At 45.7% G+C, this 16,188-nt stretch carries 11 protein-coding genes; 3 read left to right on the top strand and 8 right to left on the bottom strand.

Annotated elements, in window-relative coordinates; translation table 11 throughout:
* Nucleotides 1–82 precede the first annotated feature (82 nt).
* On the bottom strand, nucleotides 83–346 hold the full coding sequence (locus P0078_RS16660; protein ID WP_282931048.1) for a hypothetical protein: 264 nt from the start codon (nucleotides 344–346) through the stop codon (nucleotides 83–85).
* A gap of 341 nt (nucleotides 347–687) precedes the next feature.
* On the opposite strand from P0078_RS16660, the gene P0078_RS16655 reads away from it, so the two are divergent.
* Nucleotides 688–1,281, top strand: coding sequence for a TetR/AcrR family transcriptional regulator (locus P0078_RS16655; RefSeq protein WP_282931047.1), 594 nt, complete (start codon nucleotides 688–690; stop codon nucleotides 1,279–1,281).
* Between the two features lie 67 nt (nucleotides 1,282–1,348).
* Here P0078_RS16655 and P0078_RS16650 read toward each other — a convergent pair whose 3' ends face one another.
* The 3 genes from P0078_RS16650 to P0078_RS16640 are packed head-to-tail and all read right to left on the bottom strand — an operon-like array spanning nucleotide 1,349 to nucleotide 5,698.
* Nucleotides 1,349–2,533, bottom strand: a complete 1,185-nt coding sequence (locus P0078_RS16650; RefSeq protein ID WP_282931046.1) for a hypothetical protein — start codon at nucleotides 2,531–2,533, stop codon at nucleotides 1,349–1,351.
* 11 nt (nucleotides 2,534–2,544) lie between these two features.
* A complete protein-coding gene (locus P0078_RS16645; RefSeq protein WP_282931045.1) occupies nucleotides 2,545–3,360 on the bottom strand; it encodes an outer membrane lipoprotein-sorting protein in 816 nt (271 codons plus the stop codon).
* Nucleotides 3,341–5,698, bottom strand: a complete 2,358-nt coding sequence (locus tag P0078_RS16640) for an efflux RND transporter permease subunit (protein ID WP_282931044.1) — start codon at nucleotides 5,696–5,698, stop codon at nucleotides 3,341–3,343. The genes P0078_RS16645 and P0078_RS16640 overlap by 20 nt, the downstream gene beginning before the upstream one ends.
* A gap of 727 nt (nucleotides 5,699–6,425) precedes the next feature.
* On the opposite strand from P0078_RS16640, the gene P0078_RS16635 reads away from it, so the two are divergent.
* The gene (locus tag P0078_RS16635; protein WP_282931043.1) at nucleotides 6,426–7,727 is read left to right on the top strand and encodes an amidohydrolase; all 1,302 of its coding nucleotides are present in this window, start codon (nucleotides 6,426–6,428) and stop codon (nucleotides 7,725–7,727) included.
* 40 nt (nucleotides 7,728–7,767) lie between these two features.
* Here the strand turns inward: P0078_RS16635 and P0078_RS16630 are convergent, their stop codons facing one another.
* The 4 genes from P0078_RS16630 to P0078_RS16615 all read right to left on the bottom strand — a co-directional run bounded on the left by P0078_RS16630 (nucleotide 7,768) and on the right by P0078_RS16615 (nucleotide 15,079).
* Complete coding sequence (locus P0078_RS16630; protein WP_282931042.1) at nucleotides 7,768–8,934, bottom strand: PKD domain-containing protein; 1,167 nt, start codon at nucleotides 8,932–8,934, stop codon at nucleotides 7,768–7,770.
* Nucleotides 8,900–10,675 carry an FG-GAP repeat domain-containing protein gene (locus tag P0078_RS16625; RefSeq protein ID WP_282931041.1) on the bottom strand — a complete coding sequence of 592 codons (1,776 nt, stop codon included), beginning with the start codon at nucleotides 10,673–10,675 and terminating at the stop codon, nucleotides 8,900–8,902. The genes P0078_RS16630 and P0078_RS16625 overlap by 35 nt, the downstream gene beginning before the upstream one ends.
* Nucleotides 10,676–10,978: 303 nt before the next feature.
* Nucleotides 10,979–13,324 (bottom strand): PKD domain-containing protein, encoded by a 2,346-nt coding sequence (locus P0078_RS16620; protein WP_282931040.1) that lies wholly within the window; start codon nucleotides 13,322–13,324, stop codon nucleotides 10,979–10,981.
* 282 nt (nucleotides 13,325–13,606) lie between these two features.
* Nucleotides 13,607–15,079, bottom strand: a complete 1,473-nt coding sequence (locus P0078_RS16615) for a DEAD/DEAH box helicase (RefSeq protein ID WP_282934631.1) — start codon at nucleotides 15,077–15,079, stop codon at nucleotides 13,607–13,609.
* A gap of 461 nt (nucleotides 15,080–15,540) precedes the next feature.
* Here P0078_RS16615 and P0078_RS16610 point away from each other — a divergent pair, with 461 nt between their 5' ends.
* Entirely contained in the window at nucleotides 15,541–16,143 is a 603-nt protein-coding gene (locus P0078_RS16610) for a GNAT family N-acetyltransferase (protein WP_282931039.1), read from the top strand.
* Nucleotides 16,144–16,188 lie beyond the last annotated feature (45 nt).

Below are 16,188 nucleotides of genomic sequence, written 5' to 3'. Positions count from 1 at the left end.
CCAATATCGCTTTATAAAATTTCCGGAACCATCATTTAGAGAGTCGGTAACTATAAGGCGGATTCTTCAGACGCGGGTGAAGTCATGACACCATTTTCATCAGCCTTTTTTCTGCCAGCACATCAACTCGCCTCACCCCAAAAGTCACCGTTGGTGGAATGCCCATCCCCAGATCGATGTCCGCAACACGATAATTGCACCCCCTGGCTTTGAGAATGGCATTCACCTTCTCCTGCTTCTCAACCGCTTTGATAACGGTATTGGCTATTACTTCATCACTGCTAAAAGCGGTTACGGACTCATTGACCCTTTCACCGAGTTCCTTGGCTTTATCAAAAATACCCATAATTTCCTATTCCTTCTCTATTCATTCGCGGCCGAAATCATAGAATAATTGTCTATTTTTAAGAACCGTAATCAGGTAACCTCGGGGACACAACAGTCAAAGATTAAGACGAGCTAGTCACTTATAGCAAAGGCTTTGAGTACCCAGTTAAAAGGGGCCCATTAGTCAGAACCAGACCTTTGTACAAAATAAGCTGACCACCTATTCATGTACCGGTAAATCCGCTGGATTGTTCATTCCAAAAGCCATTTATCCCTATACTTTCTAGACTCTCCCCCTCTCGCCTTGCCCACCCCAGATTGATGTGTCACTATCATTTTTTTGAGGTTTGGTAACGATAAATGAGTGGGCGCAAGCAATTTGACGAGGTAGAAGTACTAGACAAGGCCATGCTCGTTTTCTGGGAGAAAGGCTACAAAGCTACTTCCTTGTCAGATCTTGAATCGGCCATGGGGCTGAACAAATCCAGTATCTATAACTCTTTCCACAGTAAAGAAGAGCTATATGGTCGTTGTTTGGAGCATTTTCACTCAAAGTATACCCGTGACGGCCTGAAAACTCTGGACCACCCCGACTTTCGTACGGCTATGAGCAACCTGTTAGAGATGTTCCAAGCTGGAATGGAATCCTCTGAAACGCCTGAGGGCTGTATCGCTACCATGGCAGCAATGGAAGTTGGTGCCAGTGAGGGATTCCTAGCAGACTTAGTAGCTAAGGGTCTGAATGAAATACTGGAACGCCTTGAGTCTCGCATGCGCCAGGCAGTAGAAGATGGCCAATTGAAACCAGAAACTGATTGTGCCGGTCTGGCGGCATTGATCATGGCAGTAAACCGTGGCATTGCTACCTTTAACAAAGCCATGGGTAATAATATCGCGGGCAAGCGTAGTTACCAACAATTAGCTAATATTCTGGATCTATATACGCTTCCCTAAAAAGCCCACTCCAAAACTTCTTACCTCTTTGGAGTGGGAATGGGGGTATTCCTGTGAGAATTAACCTTTAAAAATAGCGACGTAATTCCAACTGAAAGTAGTCGTCGTTGCGCAAACTGTAAGTGGGATCGTCTTCATCGGCATTACCGAAAAAACGCGCTTCCACTTCCATTAACCAGCGGTCATTTAGTCGGTGGGTCAGTTCCAGATTGGAAAAACGACTACCGTTATCCAAATCGGTACTTACGGCAAATAAAAGCTCCGTATCCTGGGTATTATTTAGAGCGTATCGTGCACCTATCGCAATGTCATTTTGACTGGCCGTGGACCAAGGTCCGGTACGATCATCAAATTGATACTCCATGAATACCCCAAGATCTGAGACCGTTTCGCCAATACTATAAAATGTATATTCGAAACCGCCGACAGCCGCTGTCTGACGATCTTCACCGCGAGGTTTAAATGAAATAGCTTCAAACTTCCACAACCAATCTCCACGGGTAGTTTGGATGTCCACACCTGTCTGATCGATCTGTGCATAGTAAGGCGCAAGCAAGCCATCTTCCGTAAGCAATAATAATGGATCCCGATTAGTGCCGGAAAAATGGCTGAGGCCCAGGTCCCAATCTCCAAGTACATGGCTGTAACGCAAGGCCCAATCTATGTGCTTCTCTTCCCGGTCAGATTGATAGACCGCAGCATCCTCATCCACCGGCAGTGGTGCACGCAATCGCCCTTCCCGGCCGGCAAACTGACGCTCGCGAAAACCCGGTAAACCGTACACCTCCAGTGTTCCCCAGTCACGCTCCATCAGGAGATTAATCATGGGCTGGCCCAACTTGTCTTCACTGTCGATATTTTCCAGTGCATCATCCTGGTTAATCACATCCACCAAGTGCACGGTTTCAGTAACCCCCCAAAACACCTTGCGTACCCCTGCGTAGAGCTCGAAACTATCGTAAGCTTTCCACCAGTAAAGCTCGCCGAGGTCCGCGTGATTGCGATCGCTATCTTCACTGTCCCAGCGCCCAAAGACACTGGCCACAACACGCTGGTTTCCATCGTCAAAATCCCGGTAGTACTCGAGATTTAAAGACGCAGAAAGACCGGCATCACTTTGTGCTGAATCCAAAGGGTCTGTGGTGAACGCGCGGGCCTCCAGGCCCGCATAACCACTCAACTCATTTGCCCAAGCCGTATGACTCAATGCTGCCAATAGTGGCAACAGAGCGAGTATTTTTTGGTTTACCATGGGCGCAATCCCTATTTCGCCCTGGAGAGACTATTTTTGGTGAAGTCGCGATCGGTAAAACCATTGCCAAATACCCAGTCGCCGTACAACAACTCAGTAGATTTACCGGTCTGGTGATTAACCATTTCCATTTTATTAGCACGCCAATATTGATCGCCGTACTGGTTGTAGTCGGAAACCGTGAGGGTCTTCATCAGGTCCCCTTTTCGGTCATAGTAATCCGTTCTCCATGCGCGGTACTCCTCTGTATCAATCCAAAGATGTTGAATGGAATAACCGGATTTAGGATCAACCGGGTCCAACTCCAGAACAAAGTGATCGCGGCCATCGAAAGACTCGTTGCGCAAAAATTTGTAGGTGTATTTCTCCACCTCTTGTGAGGCAATATCCTCATAGGAGAATTCACTACCCATAAATGGTCCAGACTTGTTGCTGGAGGAAATACGCTTTACTCGCTTTAAAGCAGGTAAATAGAGCCACTGGTCATCGGAGCCCACTTTATGGGTAAAGGACAAAAATGCTGTGCCCTTTACATCCCGAGGGTTGTCAAAAACCACCAGGGATTTATCCCCGTCATTTTCCTGCTCCAGAGTTTTGGTACGCATAGCCCGCACACTCTCCTCACCATATTTATTGCGCAGGGTCATTGTAAGGCTGTTGCTGAGATCGCCGAATCCCAAGTCGCGGCGGTCCGCCTCCTTGGCAATTTCCAAACCTTTTTCTGCGGCCAGGTCCAATTCACTGGCAGAAACTGAGAAAGCTGCCAGAGCCAGGGCACCTGCTAGGGCCCGCGTCAAAAACGGTTTTTTAGAGCGGCTGGGTTGCATAGTTTTTCTCCTTATTTTCAATAGAGGTAATAGCGGGGTCGTAGGCCTTGGCATCGAGCTTCATCAAGAGAATCGGAAGAAGTAGGAAATCCGCCAGCAAGGCCATCAAAATGCAAATTGCGGTCAGAAGTGCCATGGAAGAATTCATACCGAAGGAGGACTGGGCCAACACCATAAACCCGGCAATCAGAATGACTGAGGTCACAACTATCGCTACACCCACTGAAGAGAAGGCGTAACGCAGTCCGTCCTCCACGTTGTAGCCTGCACGGCGCTGGCGCAGGTATTTACTGAGGAAGTGCACTGTGTCATCTACGACAATACCCAGAGCCATACCGGTCACCATAGTGACAGCCACATTGACTTCAGCTACCAGTGCACCCCAGAGGCCAAATGCCAGACCGGCAGGTAACAAGTTGGGAATTAAGCTTAAGAAACCGAGTTTGACACTGCGCAGGGCAATACCAATCAGTGCAGAAATTAATACCAGCGCAACCAGAGTGCCCACCAACATGCCCTCCATATTGCGCTCGGCAATATTGGCAAACATTATCGCCGGACCTACACCATAGGCAGTTACACCAATGTTTTTCTCCAGCCAATTACTGCCGGCATCCGCTACCGCTTTAAGTTCTTTCGACTTGAGATTGTCGAGAGTTACAACAATCTGCGTCGACGACTTAGCCACATTCAGCTGATTATTTAAATCCAAGCCATAGGGGAGAGACAGCTCGTACAGTAACAAATACTGGGCTGCCAATTCCTGGTCTTCAGGCAACCTGTAGTAGGCAGGATCGTCAGCATGCAGATTTTTGTTCAAGCGCTTGAAAGTATCGCCAATAGTATTGACATGGCGCACGCCAGGCTGGGCCTGCATCCACTCAGTGAAACGCTCCAGATTTGCAAGAAACTCCGGATTGCTGACACCATTGTTGTCACCGGATTCGATCGAGTAAATCAGCTGGTAAATACCAGAGAGGTTGTCATTGATATAATCTGAATCGGTTCGAAACTCCACAGATTCATCAAAGTAACCAACAAAGTCATCATTAATCTCATTGTTTGGAATCATTGCCAATAATCCCAACGAGACAATGACTCCCGCGAGTAATATCGGGCGCTGGCGGCGAATCACAAAATCTCCCAGAGTATCCATGGAGCGTCCAATTTTGGATTCACTAGCGCGACTCCTGGCTGGTAGTATCGCCATCAATGCAGGCAGTAAGGTAACCGATAAGAAGAAGGCCACCATCACACCCATCGCGGTAATATTACCCAGATCGTGGAAGGGAGGCGCATCGGAAAAGTTCATCGACAGGAAGCCAATTGCGGTAGTGATCGAAGTTAAGAACACAGGCCCCATGTTGAGCTGCAAGCTCTCTTTAATTGCATCGTGCTTGCTGAGTCCACGGCGCATTGCAGCGAACAAACTCACCAATATATGTATCGAGTCCGCCACTGCGAGAGTCATGATAATGGTGGGCGCAGAAGCGGAGGGTGGTGTCAATTTAACACCTATAAAACCGGCCAAACCCATGCCTGCAGCCATGGAGAAGACGATAACCAACAGCGCTGCAAAAGTCGCACTGAAGCTCCGCACCAACAAAAATACAACTGCAATAATCACCAGGTACATGAGCGGAACTAAGGTGCTCATATCTGACTGAGAGGCTTCAAAAAATGCATTACTCAGTAAAATAATACCGGTCGCATAGACCTCTACATCGTATTTTGCTTCAATCTCTTCCATCAATGCCTTTGCAGCTTCAGCCGCTTCAGGGGTTTCATGCATGGATTTTTGTGGAAGCTGGAAGGTGATACTTATCCCTGTAACGGAACCATCACTATTTACCAGGCGCTCCTTCAAGGTGGGATCTGCCAGCGCTACAGCCTTGATAGAGGCCAGGGTTTCTGCATCTAAATTGCTGGCATTTTCCACCAAGTCCTGTACCAGGAGGTCATCTTCCTCGGCAATGGTGTGCTGGAAGTTGGTGATTGAATCCACCCGCAGCGCATAGGGTAACAACCAGGATTTCTCGGTCATCTCCTCTACGGCTGCCAGGGCATCATTGGAAAAGGCATTGCCATCTTTAGGCACTACCGCAAACAGAATATTGTCATTCTTGGTATAAGTGCGCTGGATTTGCTCATAGGCCTGTAACTGCGGATTAGATTTACTAAAGAATGCCTGGTAGTCATTATTGAATCCCAGAAATCTTGCTCCGCTTGCAGCAAAGAAGGCTAACAGTAGTGCGCCAATGGCTACCAACCATCGATATCGAATAAGCCAATCCGCATAACGGCTGACCCAATTCGAAGGTAATTGGGGGGATGACATTAAATCAGCTCCTTCAAACAACTTGATAGAAAAATAATGAATCAACAACCTAAGCAAATGAGTATTTACTTACGGCCACAGAATCCCGTAGTAGCCAATATAAAATCAGCTACAAAATTTGATAAAAAGGCACACTAATGCAATCAGCCAAACCATAAATATGACCGAGACATCAATTAAAAGCTATCGCTTTAGGCGCTATAAGAACCACTTCTTTGTAATTAATGGTAGCCAACTATCAGGAAAAGCTTACCTTTCCCCAACACAGGGGCGACCGCGAGAGAGCCGCCGAGTTAAGACGTTACCTAATTTACAGTGTCGTAAATCTAACAATAAATATAATAATTATTTATATATACCTGGGATATACAGATATATTAGTAACCTGCCTATTATTATCACTATAAATTAACTCGTTAATTATCCTCTAAGAAATAATTAGGGGGCTCGACAAATTAAACATCTCTAATTATTTCCAACCTATGACCAATCAGTATCACCTTCTGTATCACCCAGTCTCGTGAAAACCTTGAGAACCTCCTGCAGCCCTCATTGTTCTGTGGTTATAGCTCTTTCCACAATCTATGCAGAACATCTTGAACCGTTCGGTTCATCATGTCAACAGCGGAAACTCAAAATATATAAAGGCAAAGCAGCTCGAGGGAGTCGGTCGCGCAAAATCTGGGGTAGAATCAGCCGACGATAATGAGAATGAAGGAATTGTGCTGTGAAAAAACTGCTCCTGCCCATCGCAATCGGTGCATTGCTGCTGGCTACCCATGCCTTTGCAAGCGATCCTAAGCCTCAGCAATTGCTGGAAAATACTGAGTCCAAAGTGATTGAGTGGCGCCGCCACCTGCACCAGAACCCAGAACTGGGCAATCGCGAATTTGAAACAGCCAAATATATTGAAAAACACTTACGTGCACTGGGCCTTGAAGTAGAAACAGGTATCGCCCATACCGGCCTTGTGGGCTTTTTGAGAGGCGGCAAACCGGGACCAACTGTTGCCTTGCGCGCGGACATGGACGCTCTTCCAGTCACAGAGAGAACCGATGTGCACTTCGCTTCCAAAGCGAGAACCACTTACCAAGGTAAAGATGTTGGCGTTATGCATGCCTGTGGCCACGATACCCATGTGGCCATGCTGATGGGCGCTGCCGAGGTCCTGGCAGGCCTTCGCGATGAGCTGGCTGGAAACGTCTTGTTTATATTCCAGCCCGCAGAAGAAGGCGCACCGGACAATGAAGAAGGTGGCGCGGAGTTGATGCTCAAAGAAGGGATCTTCAAGAAGTACAAGCCGGATGTGGCCTTTGGCCAGCATGTCACTTCATCACTACCCACCGGCGTCATCGGCTATCGCTCGGGCCCGCTTATGGCCGCTGCCGATGAATTTCGTATTACCATCAATGGCCGCCAAACCCATGGCTCACGCCCCTGGGGTGGAGTGGACCCTATTGTCGCTGCGGCACAAGTCGTAATGGGCACCCAAGCCATTGTCAGCCGCCAGATCGACATCACCAAAGAGCCCGCAGTCGTTTCCTTCGGACGTATTGACGGTGGTGTCCGCAACAATATCATCCCCGACAGTGTCTATCTGAACGGCACCATCCGTAATTTTGATATGGATAACCGTGCAGAAATTTTCAAGCGCTTAAAAACCACTGCGGAGTTAATTGCTGAAAGCTCCGGTGCAAGCGCAGATGTGGAGATTCTGGAAGGCTATCCGGTAACGATTAATAATGCAGAGCTGACAGAAATGGCCCTGCCTATTCTGAGATCTGCTGTCGGCGACAAGAATGTTGTAGAAGTACCCAAAATTACGGGGGCAGAAGATTTCTCCTACTACGCCAATGAGGTCCCTGGCTTTTTCTACTTCCTGGGGGTAACTCCTAGGGATCAGGATGCCAGCCAAGCTCCAAGCAATCACTCACCGCTTTTCTATGTGGATGAGGACGCTTTGCGTAAGGGTACTGAAGCGCTGACTCTGTTAACTTTGGATTATATGGCAAACTATAAAAAACAGTAATTGTAAAGGAGCCCCTCTTGGGGCTCACTTTCACAATTATCTATTCCTCAACATCTAAGGTTATAGTTTTTTCAGTTGTTGCTCCATCATCATCCGTAATACTAAATTTGAAAGACAAAGTGGCGGGCTCTGCTGGTGTCATAAAATAAGCAGTCAGCTTGTCCGCATCAATCAATTCAACTGCAGGGCCAGATACTTGCTCCCATTTCTGGCTCACAATAGTTCCATCCTGATCTCTTGAAGCCCCACCGCTCAAGGTCGAAATTGTATTAATCTTAACACCGCCAACAGCCCCATATGCAATAACCATAAACGGTGGAATGTTACCTTCTACGATTACCGTAAATATACTCGTTACTATTTGGCCATTGTTATCTTCAACCTCCAGCTCAAACTCCAGAGTAAACTCACTTCCCGGGTTTTGTGGTGCTATAAAACTCGCACTACCATCAGCGTGAGTTATCAATTCAATACCCCTATCGGAGAGGGAACTCCAGCGATAGTCGACAATATGCGCACCAGGGACATCCCAAGAAATGCCAGGAACCAGTAAGACATTTTCACCGGGCTCAACTTCTTGAGTAGTGCTTATTACTTTCGGGGGAACTAACTCAACATCTACGCTGACGGTCATTTGGCTTGTCGCCCCTCTGTCATCAGTGACACTCAATTTAAATGACAATACAGCTGGCTCTGCTGGAGCTTTAAAATTGGCAATTAAATTATTAGCATCTACTAATTCAACGGGTGGACCCGATACTTGCTCCCATTGTTGACTCACAATATATCCATCTGGATCATTTGAATAGGAACCATCTAAAATCACATTTGTATTCGGTTGAACCACTCTCATAGTTCCAATACCCATATTTGGGGGCATATTCTGCTTAACAATTACAGTAAATAAACCCGTGGCTGTCAGGCCATCGTTATCCTCGACCTCAAGTTCAAACTTCAGTTCTACTTCTGTACCCAAAGGAACTTGGGGCGCTAAAAAGCTCGCACTACCGTCGGCGTGGACTGTTAATTCGATATCAATATCAGAGAGTGAGCGCCAGCGATAATCTACAATATGGCCGTCACTATCCCCAACCCAACCTTTAAGCAAGACTTCCTCGCCTGGGTCTACTATTATTAGAAAAGTGCTTCCGACCACAGGAGGTGTTAACACCTTAACAAAAAAACCTTTTCTGTTCAGTTTTTGCACCACCGTTATCTTCAATCTCAATCGTAAATACTAGTGCTGAGAAAGACACTCCTGGCTCTGCAACTATCCTTGGAACAGTAAAGGTTACGGAACCATCATCAAGCTCTTTCAGCTCAATACGCGGGCCACTAGAAACCTGCTGCCAATGATAGCTAACGATGGTTCCATCAGGATCATAAGACTGGCCTGCGGATAATGTAACCTCTTGGCCGGCAGTAAATGCTGACATTGGCTGATCGACTATCAAAACAGGAGCTAAATTAACTCCAACGCTAACCGCCACTTTGCTAGTATTCTTTAGACCCCTATCATCCTCAACTTCCAGCTCGAAAATTAGCTCCTGTACAACTCCAGTAATTTCGGAGGGCGCGGTAAAGCTAGCGAAACCATTACCAGAGTCATCTAAGATAACAGGCGTACCGGAAATCTGTGTCCAGCGGTAAGCCACAATACTGCCGTCGGAATCTGAAGACAGAGTACCATTGAGCAGTACCGCCGAATTACCTTCAACAGTTTGATTTTCACCGGCGATAGCCGTAGGTGGCTGGTTGATATGTCCAGCACCACCTTTTAATATAACCAATCCCTGTAACGGATTTGCGACAACGATATCCGCAATACCATCCCCGTTGATATCTCCACTAGCCATACTCTGGGGGCTAGTATAAGTTGCACCAGGAATGGCAATTTGTTCACTCAAAGCCAAGGTACCATCATCTTGCTGTTGATAAATACTTAAGAACTCTCCACTGTCCGGCAAGACAACTAAATCAGCAAGGCCATCATTATCAATATCTTTTATTAAAAGCTCTCCAGGAGGACTTCCAAAGCTGTGAATTTCAGGTTGCTGTAATAAGCTATCTTCTCCCTGGTAATATATAGCGACCCTTAAATTATCCTGCCCTCCACCCACTATTGATAACGAAAGATCATTGCGGCCATCATTATTAAGGTCACCAATTGCGATTCCTTTTATTTTAATATCATCATTAACATCAGCATTTCCATCTAATTCAATACTGCTAATTTCGTTCAACCTCAAAGAATCATCCGGCGCTAGAACAACCAAGCTATTTTGGAGAGACCCGTTAGCAATTAGAGAAATATCTGTTATACCATCTCCATCCACGTCACCCAGTGCCACCTGCCCCGGACTTTCAATAGCTAGATCGCTAGCGCTATTCACATAGGTAGATGACTCCCCTACTTTATGGGTTATAACAGCACCATTCTCTCCCCAACTAATCCCGAGAATTCCTTTATCACCATTATTACCAAGGTCGACAATTGCGACTCGCTCAGAATAGGAGTTCTCCAAAGATTCCGCATATTCTAAACCGTTAGTAGGATCTTGCAGGTATACCTCAATTATGCCGCCATCAAGCCCAACAATAACATCTTTCAAATCATCATTATCAAGATCACCTACTGCAATTGACTGAGGCAGACTTACCTCTCCACCTGCAAGCGGGTAGTCAATAGACCCTGTCAGACTACCAAATTCATCCTGTAGAAATACTTTTAGCTTAAAGTCATTTTCGGGATCAAAGTTACTCGATGTAGTTAGTACAACATCGTCAAGTCCATCATTATTAACATCGGCAACAGAAACTGCCTCTATTTTTGATCCTGTGGAATAAATCTCTACCGGCTGAAACTGAACCTCTCCAATTGCAGTGCTTGCAAGCAGAAAAGCAGCTGAGGAAAGAGCAAAATATTTTGCAAGTAATTTAAGTTTCACAACATCTCCTTGTGTAATTTGCTTTAAAAAGCGGGCGCAATTTAGCACAAAATATGGAAATAAAAGCAAAACCCAAAGAATTAGATGGCAAAGCAGACACTAGTCTCAAACCATAATTACCAAGACCTAAAATATGAACACCCACAATGAGTTAGAGGAAATATATTTTATAGAAACCTCAAGCAACCACCACACTGCTTGGAGGAAAACCATTTTTTAAAATTATTAAAAAACTTAGATCAAATAAGCATATAGAGATAGGCAGAATAAAAGTAAAAAAGAGCCCCGTTGGGGCTCCATCTATTAATTTGAAGGGATCAACTCATAAACTCTAACTGATGTATCAAAAGTGCTACTTTCTCCATCATCATCGGTCACTGTTACAGCAAAAACTAACGTGACCTGCTCCGAAGGAGCTGTAAAATTAGCGGAAATACTATTTGAATTAGCTATAGCAACTGAAGGACCAGATACTTGCTGCCATTGATAACTTACTATTTCCCCATCCCTATCAAAGGCACCTGAAGCATCTAGGATAACGGGAGAGTTCGGCTGAACGATTTTCATTAAATCAGAAGGTACTATTGGAGGCATATTCCGCTCCACAGTCACGTTAATCATACTAGTCGACTTAAGACCATCATTATCTTCAACCTCCAGCTCAAAAGTAAGGAGGGCTCTCGATTCAGCAGAAATAATAGGTGCGATAAAGCTAGCTGTACCATTAGGATAATTAACTACGTCAATATCGGAAAGCGAACGCCAGTTATAACTAACGATCTCACCGTCAGCATCACTGGACATTCTACCATCCAGAAGAACCTCTTCCCCAGAATAAACTGTTTGGGCAGCGACGGGAATTGCCATTGGCGGAGCAAGCTTCTGTACATTAACTTGAGCAATAACACTGCTTTCCAGACCTTCGTTATCAGTGACTACTAACTCAAACTCCAATATCTCAAAAGATATAAACGGATAGCTAGATATTAATACTGGACTAGAAAAACTGACAGTAGTTTCTGACTCTTGCTCCAGCTCTACAGGCTCACCCGCTACTTGTTTCCACTCATAGCTAATAATCTCTCCGAATAAATCTCTTGAGGAACTACCATTTAGGGTTACAACCTCATCAGCACCTACTACCTGAAAGGTATTTGTAATTGCTGTAGGAGGAATATTTCCATCCAAAGTAATGATTGCTTTATCAACAGAAACTATATTTTCATTATCTTCAATTTCTAATTCGAAAACCAAAGATTCATCCATACCCAAATACGAATATTTAGATAAAGGTGCAAGAAAAGTAGCAAACCCATTACTCGTGTCATTTAATGTTACAGGGGAACCTGACACCTGTCTCCAGCGATAATCTACAATACTTCCATCTCTATCAGCTGAGTGGGTGCCATCTAACAGTATTATTTGGTCTTTTCTGGTTTCTTGATCATCTCCTGCATCTGCTAAAGGTGCCAAGTTAATACCCTGGGTATTTCCCTTCAATAAGACCAAACCGGTAGAGGGGCTTGCAATAACAACATCGGGAATTCCATCGCTATTAATATCTCCTACATCTATCCCCTGAAAATTATTATAAGAATCTTCTGGTATATCATATGAAAAATGCTCCAATATCCTATCACTACTTAATTTTCTATGAATAGATATCGTATTACCCTGCAAAGGAACCGCTATAAATTCGCTACTTAAATCATTATTTAAGTCATAGGCCAGCAACATTCCATATGCATCCTCAACTGAAGCAAAGATAGTATTTTCTAATATCCCATTATCTTTTTGATAAAAAACCATTTCAGTAGTATCAGAATCTTCTCCATCGACAGAAAGCCATATATCAGCACGACCATCACTATTCAAATCATCAACTGAAATGTTATTTACTGAAAATGCCTCATCAATTTCATAATATTGTATTGGAGCAAAACTTCCATTTGACTCGGAAAGCATTACAGCCAAAGCACTACGTTCTGACTGCTTGACAACTGCAATAACATCCTCAACACCATCTCTGTTCATATCTTTGAGAGCCAAGCTGATTGAATCATCAGGCTCCATAAGATATATATAGGACAAACGATTATTTATCGGATCATCCTTCATAGCATAAATGGCAAGTCCAACTTCCTCAGAACCTATTCCAACAATATCGTCAACTCCATCCCCCGTAACATCTGCAACAGCTATTTTGCTAGATCGAGATGAACTGATAGATTCATTTAACACTAGTGTCCCATCATGAAGCTGAAAGAAAATATCTATTCGCTCACCATCAAATGCAACTGCAATATCCAGAAGTCCATCACCATTTAAATCCCCAACATCAATTGATTTTGGTAGAGTTGTGCCATCTCCATCCAGTAAATAATCTACGGGCTCCTGTAACTGTCCATACTCATCTTGTAAAAATATCTTTAGCTTAAAATCATTCTCAGGATCAAAATTACTGGAGGTACTCACTACCACATCATCACGACCATCATTATTCAAGTCCGCAACGGCGACAGCCTCCGCTCTTGACCCTGTCGAATAAATCTCTGCTGGCTGAAATTGAACTTCCTCGCTCACAGCACTTGCACATAGAAAGGTAATAGAGGGTAGAACAAAGAATTTCGAGAGTAACTTAAGCTTCACAACATCTCCTTGTGTAAAATCGCTTCAAAAGCGGAAGCAAATTAGCACAAAATGTGAAAATGAAGTGTGATCAATTATGAAATAAAATATCAAGAAAAAGACACAAAAGCAGACACTAGTACCGAAAAATAAATTTAGAAATTAACCTTCAAAACAAAAAAATGTATTTCTTTAAGTAAATTAGGCAGGCAAATAGATGAAGTTAAAAGGGACCTCCTAGATTTTTTCTAAGAAATAAAAAAGCGGCCTAAGCCGCTTTTTTATTTCTTTTAATTAAACACGCTAAGCGCTTTCCGAACGTCCTCTACTAGGACGCCGTCTCGGAGCTCGTTGTGGTTTCTGTCCATCACTGCGACCAGCCTCAGCACCGCGCCCTTTACCGTTCCCGCCCGTGCGCTTAGCTGGGGCCCCTTTACCCGCAGAGGCGTTACCACTGCGGCCGCTAGAATTTCCACGCCCCTCAGGCTTACCGCGTCCATTGCCGCGGTTGCCCCGACGTTCCTCGCTATTGCCGCGCGCTTCACGCCGCCCTTCACTCTTCTGAGAGTTACTCGCAGGGCGCTTGCTGGAGCCGGGCTTTTGCAACCCACCCCGCTTTGGATTACCGGATGCGGGCACCTGGTGGTCCGGCTCAAACTCTTCAATTTCCTCACGCGGAATTGGCTTGCCGATCAAGCGCTCAATATCCCGAAGCTGCTTAATCTCATCAGCGCTAACAAGGGATACCGCTTGCCCCTGAGCGCCCGCACGCCCTGTGCGGCCAATACGGTGGACATAGTCCTCAGGCACATTGGGCAAATCAAAATTTACTACCTGGGGCAGTTGGTCAATGTCGATGCCTCGGGCCGCGATATCAGTCGCCACAAGAATCTGAACCTTGCCAGCCTTAAAGTCCGCCAGGGCACGAGTTCGTGCATTTTGACTTTTATTACCATGAATGGCTGCTGCCAGGATGCCGTCACCTTCGAGCTGCTTCACCAGCCTGTTGGCACCATGTTTAGTTCGACTAAAGACCAAGGCTTGGTGCCAGTTATTCACCCTAATCAAATGACTAAGCAGTTTCGTTTTTCGAGTCTTATCCACAGGATGGAGTTTCTGTCGCACCGTTTTAGTAGTGGAGTTGCGTGGACTGACATCAATTTCCAGCGGGTCTTTTACCAAGCCTTTCGCCAGCTGACGAATATCTGGTGAAAAAGTTGCGGAGAATAGAAGGTTCTGACGCTTAGCCGGTAAAATCCTCAATACTCGTTTGATATCGTGAATGAAGCCCATATCTAGCATGCGGTCTGCTTCATCAAGTACCAGGGCTTCTAAGCGATCGAAGCGAATTGCCCCTTGATTGTGCAGATCCAGCAAGCGCCCAGGGGTAGCTACCAAAATATCCGCTCCGCCTCGCAGACGAGAAATCTGGGGGTTGATCTTCACACCACCAAACACCACCGCATGGCGCATAGGCAGGTACTGGCTGTACCCCTGCACATTATCGAAAACCTGAGCCGCCAATTCACGGGTTGGAGTGAGTACCAGTGCGCGTACTTGCCCTTTTCTAGCGCGCTCCCCCTGGCTAAGACGATGCAACAGCGGCAAAGTGAAGCCAGCCGTCTTACCGGTACCAGTTTGGGCTGCGGCCATAATATCGCTGCCCTTCATTACCGCTGGAATAGCTTGTGCCTGGATTGGCGTAGGCGCAGTGTATCCCTGCTCTGCAACGGCACGGGCAATCTCCTGGGCAAGGCCCAGATCTTCAAACAACATAAAAAAACCTCGAACTGCGCCGCAGGCGCAATCAAACACACTCACTCCCCCTGAGGGAATGAAGAGAGAAATCGGAGTCGACATCGGGAGCCTGTATTGCTCCCAGCGTGTACAGCCGTCTAATCGCCAGTCCTCGTAACCGGCGCGCGGCATTCAGTAGAAATTTCCTGGAAGAATTTTTGAAAAGTTCCGGAGGGGCTACCGGCGGATCACCGGCCTACAAATGACGCAGCTGAGAAAAATCAGCGGCGGTACTATACCACACAAAGGCTGACTGTATAGTTTCAACCAGCCAAACTCCTTTCTTTTATAGGTTTATACAGAGCAGTTGTTGGGGAGGTCGTCTTCAGGACCGTAACATAGTTTCACGTTCGCAGCGCGAGCGTCTATCTTTGAGGTACCCCATCCCGTTGCGAACTTGTAAAACAAAGCTGCTCAAAGCAGCCAGGATAGGAACCGTTATGTCACCCAACAACAGTGTGAATACTGAACACCAAGTTGAGCTGATCACCCTCGGCAATGGACGCAAAGTCTCGATACGCCCCATCTGTCGCAGTGATGGCCAGCTTGAGAAAGAATTAATTGAACAGTTGTCTCCAGAAACTCGCCGCGATCGCTTTATTGGCGGAAGCTGTAAAGCCAGCCAAAAGCTATTGGAGTTACTCACCGATAACGACCACCATGTACATGAAGCTTTTATTGCACTCTGCAGTAGTGACAGGGCACAGAGAGCCGTTGCTATAGCACACTACGCACTTGACGTTGACGGACGCGCTTGTGAGTGTGCCGTTGTGGTGAGCGATGACTGGCAGGGGTTAGGTTTGGGACGCTTAATGTTAAAGCGACTCATCAACTGCGCTCAGGATCAGGGGCTTGAACGAATCTATTCGATTGAGTCAGCACAAAATAGACGAGTGGACAGTTTCGCAAAATCCATGGGCTTTACCTGTAAAGCCGATGCCAAAGACTATACCCTGCTCACCTATACACTAGAATTGAAAACTAATCTTGAGACTAATGGCTTTAGTCACAAAGAGGAAGTTTCCCGAATAAATTTGGAGTAGGTGAGTAATTTAAGAATTTAAGTCCATATTTATATTTATTTATCT

The organism is Microbulbifer sp. VAAF005 (genome assembly GCF_030012985.1).
Taxonomy (GTDB): domain Bacteria; phylum Pseudomonadota; class Gammaproteobacteria; order Pseudomonadales; family Cellvibrionaceae; genus Microbulbifer.
Note: the sequence above shows the minus strand (reverse complement) of the source record. Positions and strands in the feature narration are given on the sequence as shown.

What these genes read in the sequence shown, in the direction of transcription:
- P0078_RS16660 (WP_282931048.1), bottom strand. Translation starts at nt 346, where the DNA reads ATGGGTATTTTTGATAAAGCCAAGGAACTCGGTGAAAGGGTCAATGAG.
- P0078_RS16655 (WP_282931047.1), top strand. Translation starts at nt 688, where the DNA reads ATGAGTGGGCGCAAGCAATTTGACGAGGTAGAAGTACTAGACAAGGCC.
- P0078_RS16650 (WP_282931046.1), bottom strand. Translation starts at nt 2,533, where the DNA reads ATGGTAAACCAAAAAATACTCGCTCTGTTGCCACTATTGGCAGCATTG.
- P0078_RS16645 (WP_282931045.1), bottom strand. Translation starts at nt 3,360, where the DNA reads ATGCAACCCAGCCGCTCTAAAAAACCGTTTTTGACGCGGGCCCTAGCA.
- P0078_RS16640 (WP_282931044.1), bottom strand. Translation starts at nt 5,698, where the DNA reads ATGTCATCCCCCCAATTACCTTCGAATTGGGTCAGCCGTTATGCGGAT.
- P0078_RS16615 (WP_282934631.1), bottom strand. Translation starts at nt 15,079, where the DNA reads ATGTTGTTTGAAGATCTGGGCCTTGCCCAGGAGATTGCCCGTGCCGTT.
- P0078_RS16610 (WP_282931039.1), top strand. Translation starts at nt 15,541, where the DNA reads ATGTCACCCAACAACAGTGTGAATACTGAACACCAAGTTGAGCTGATC.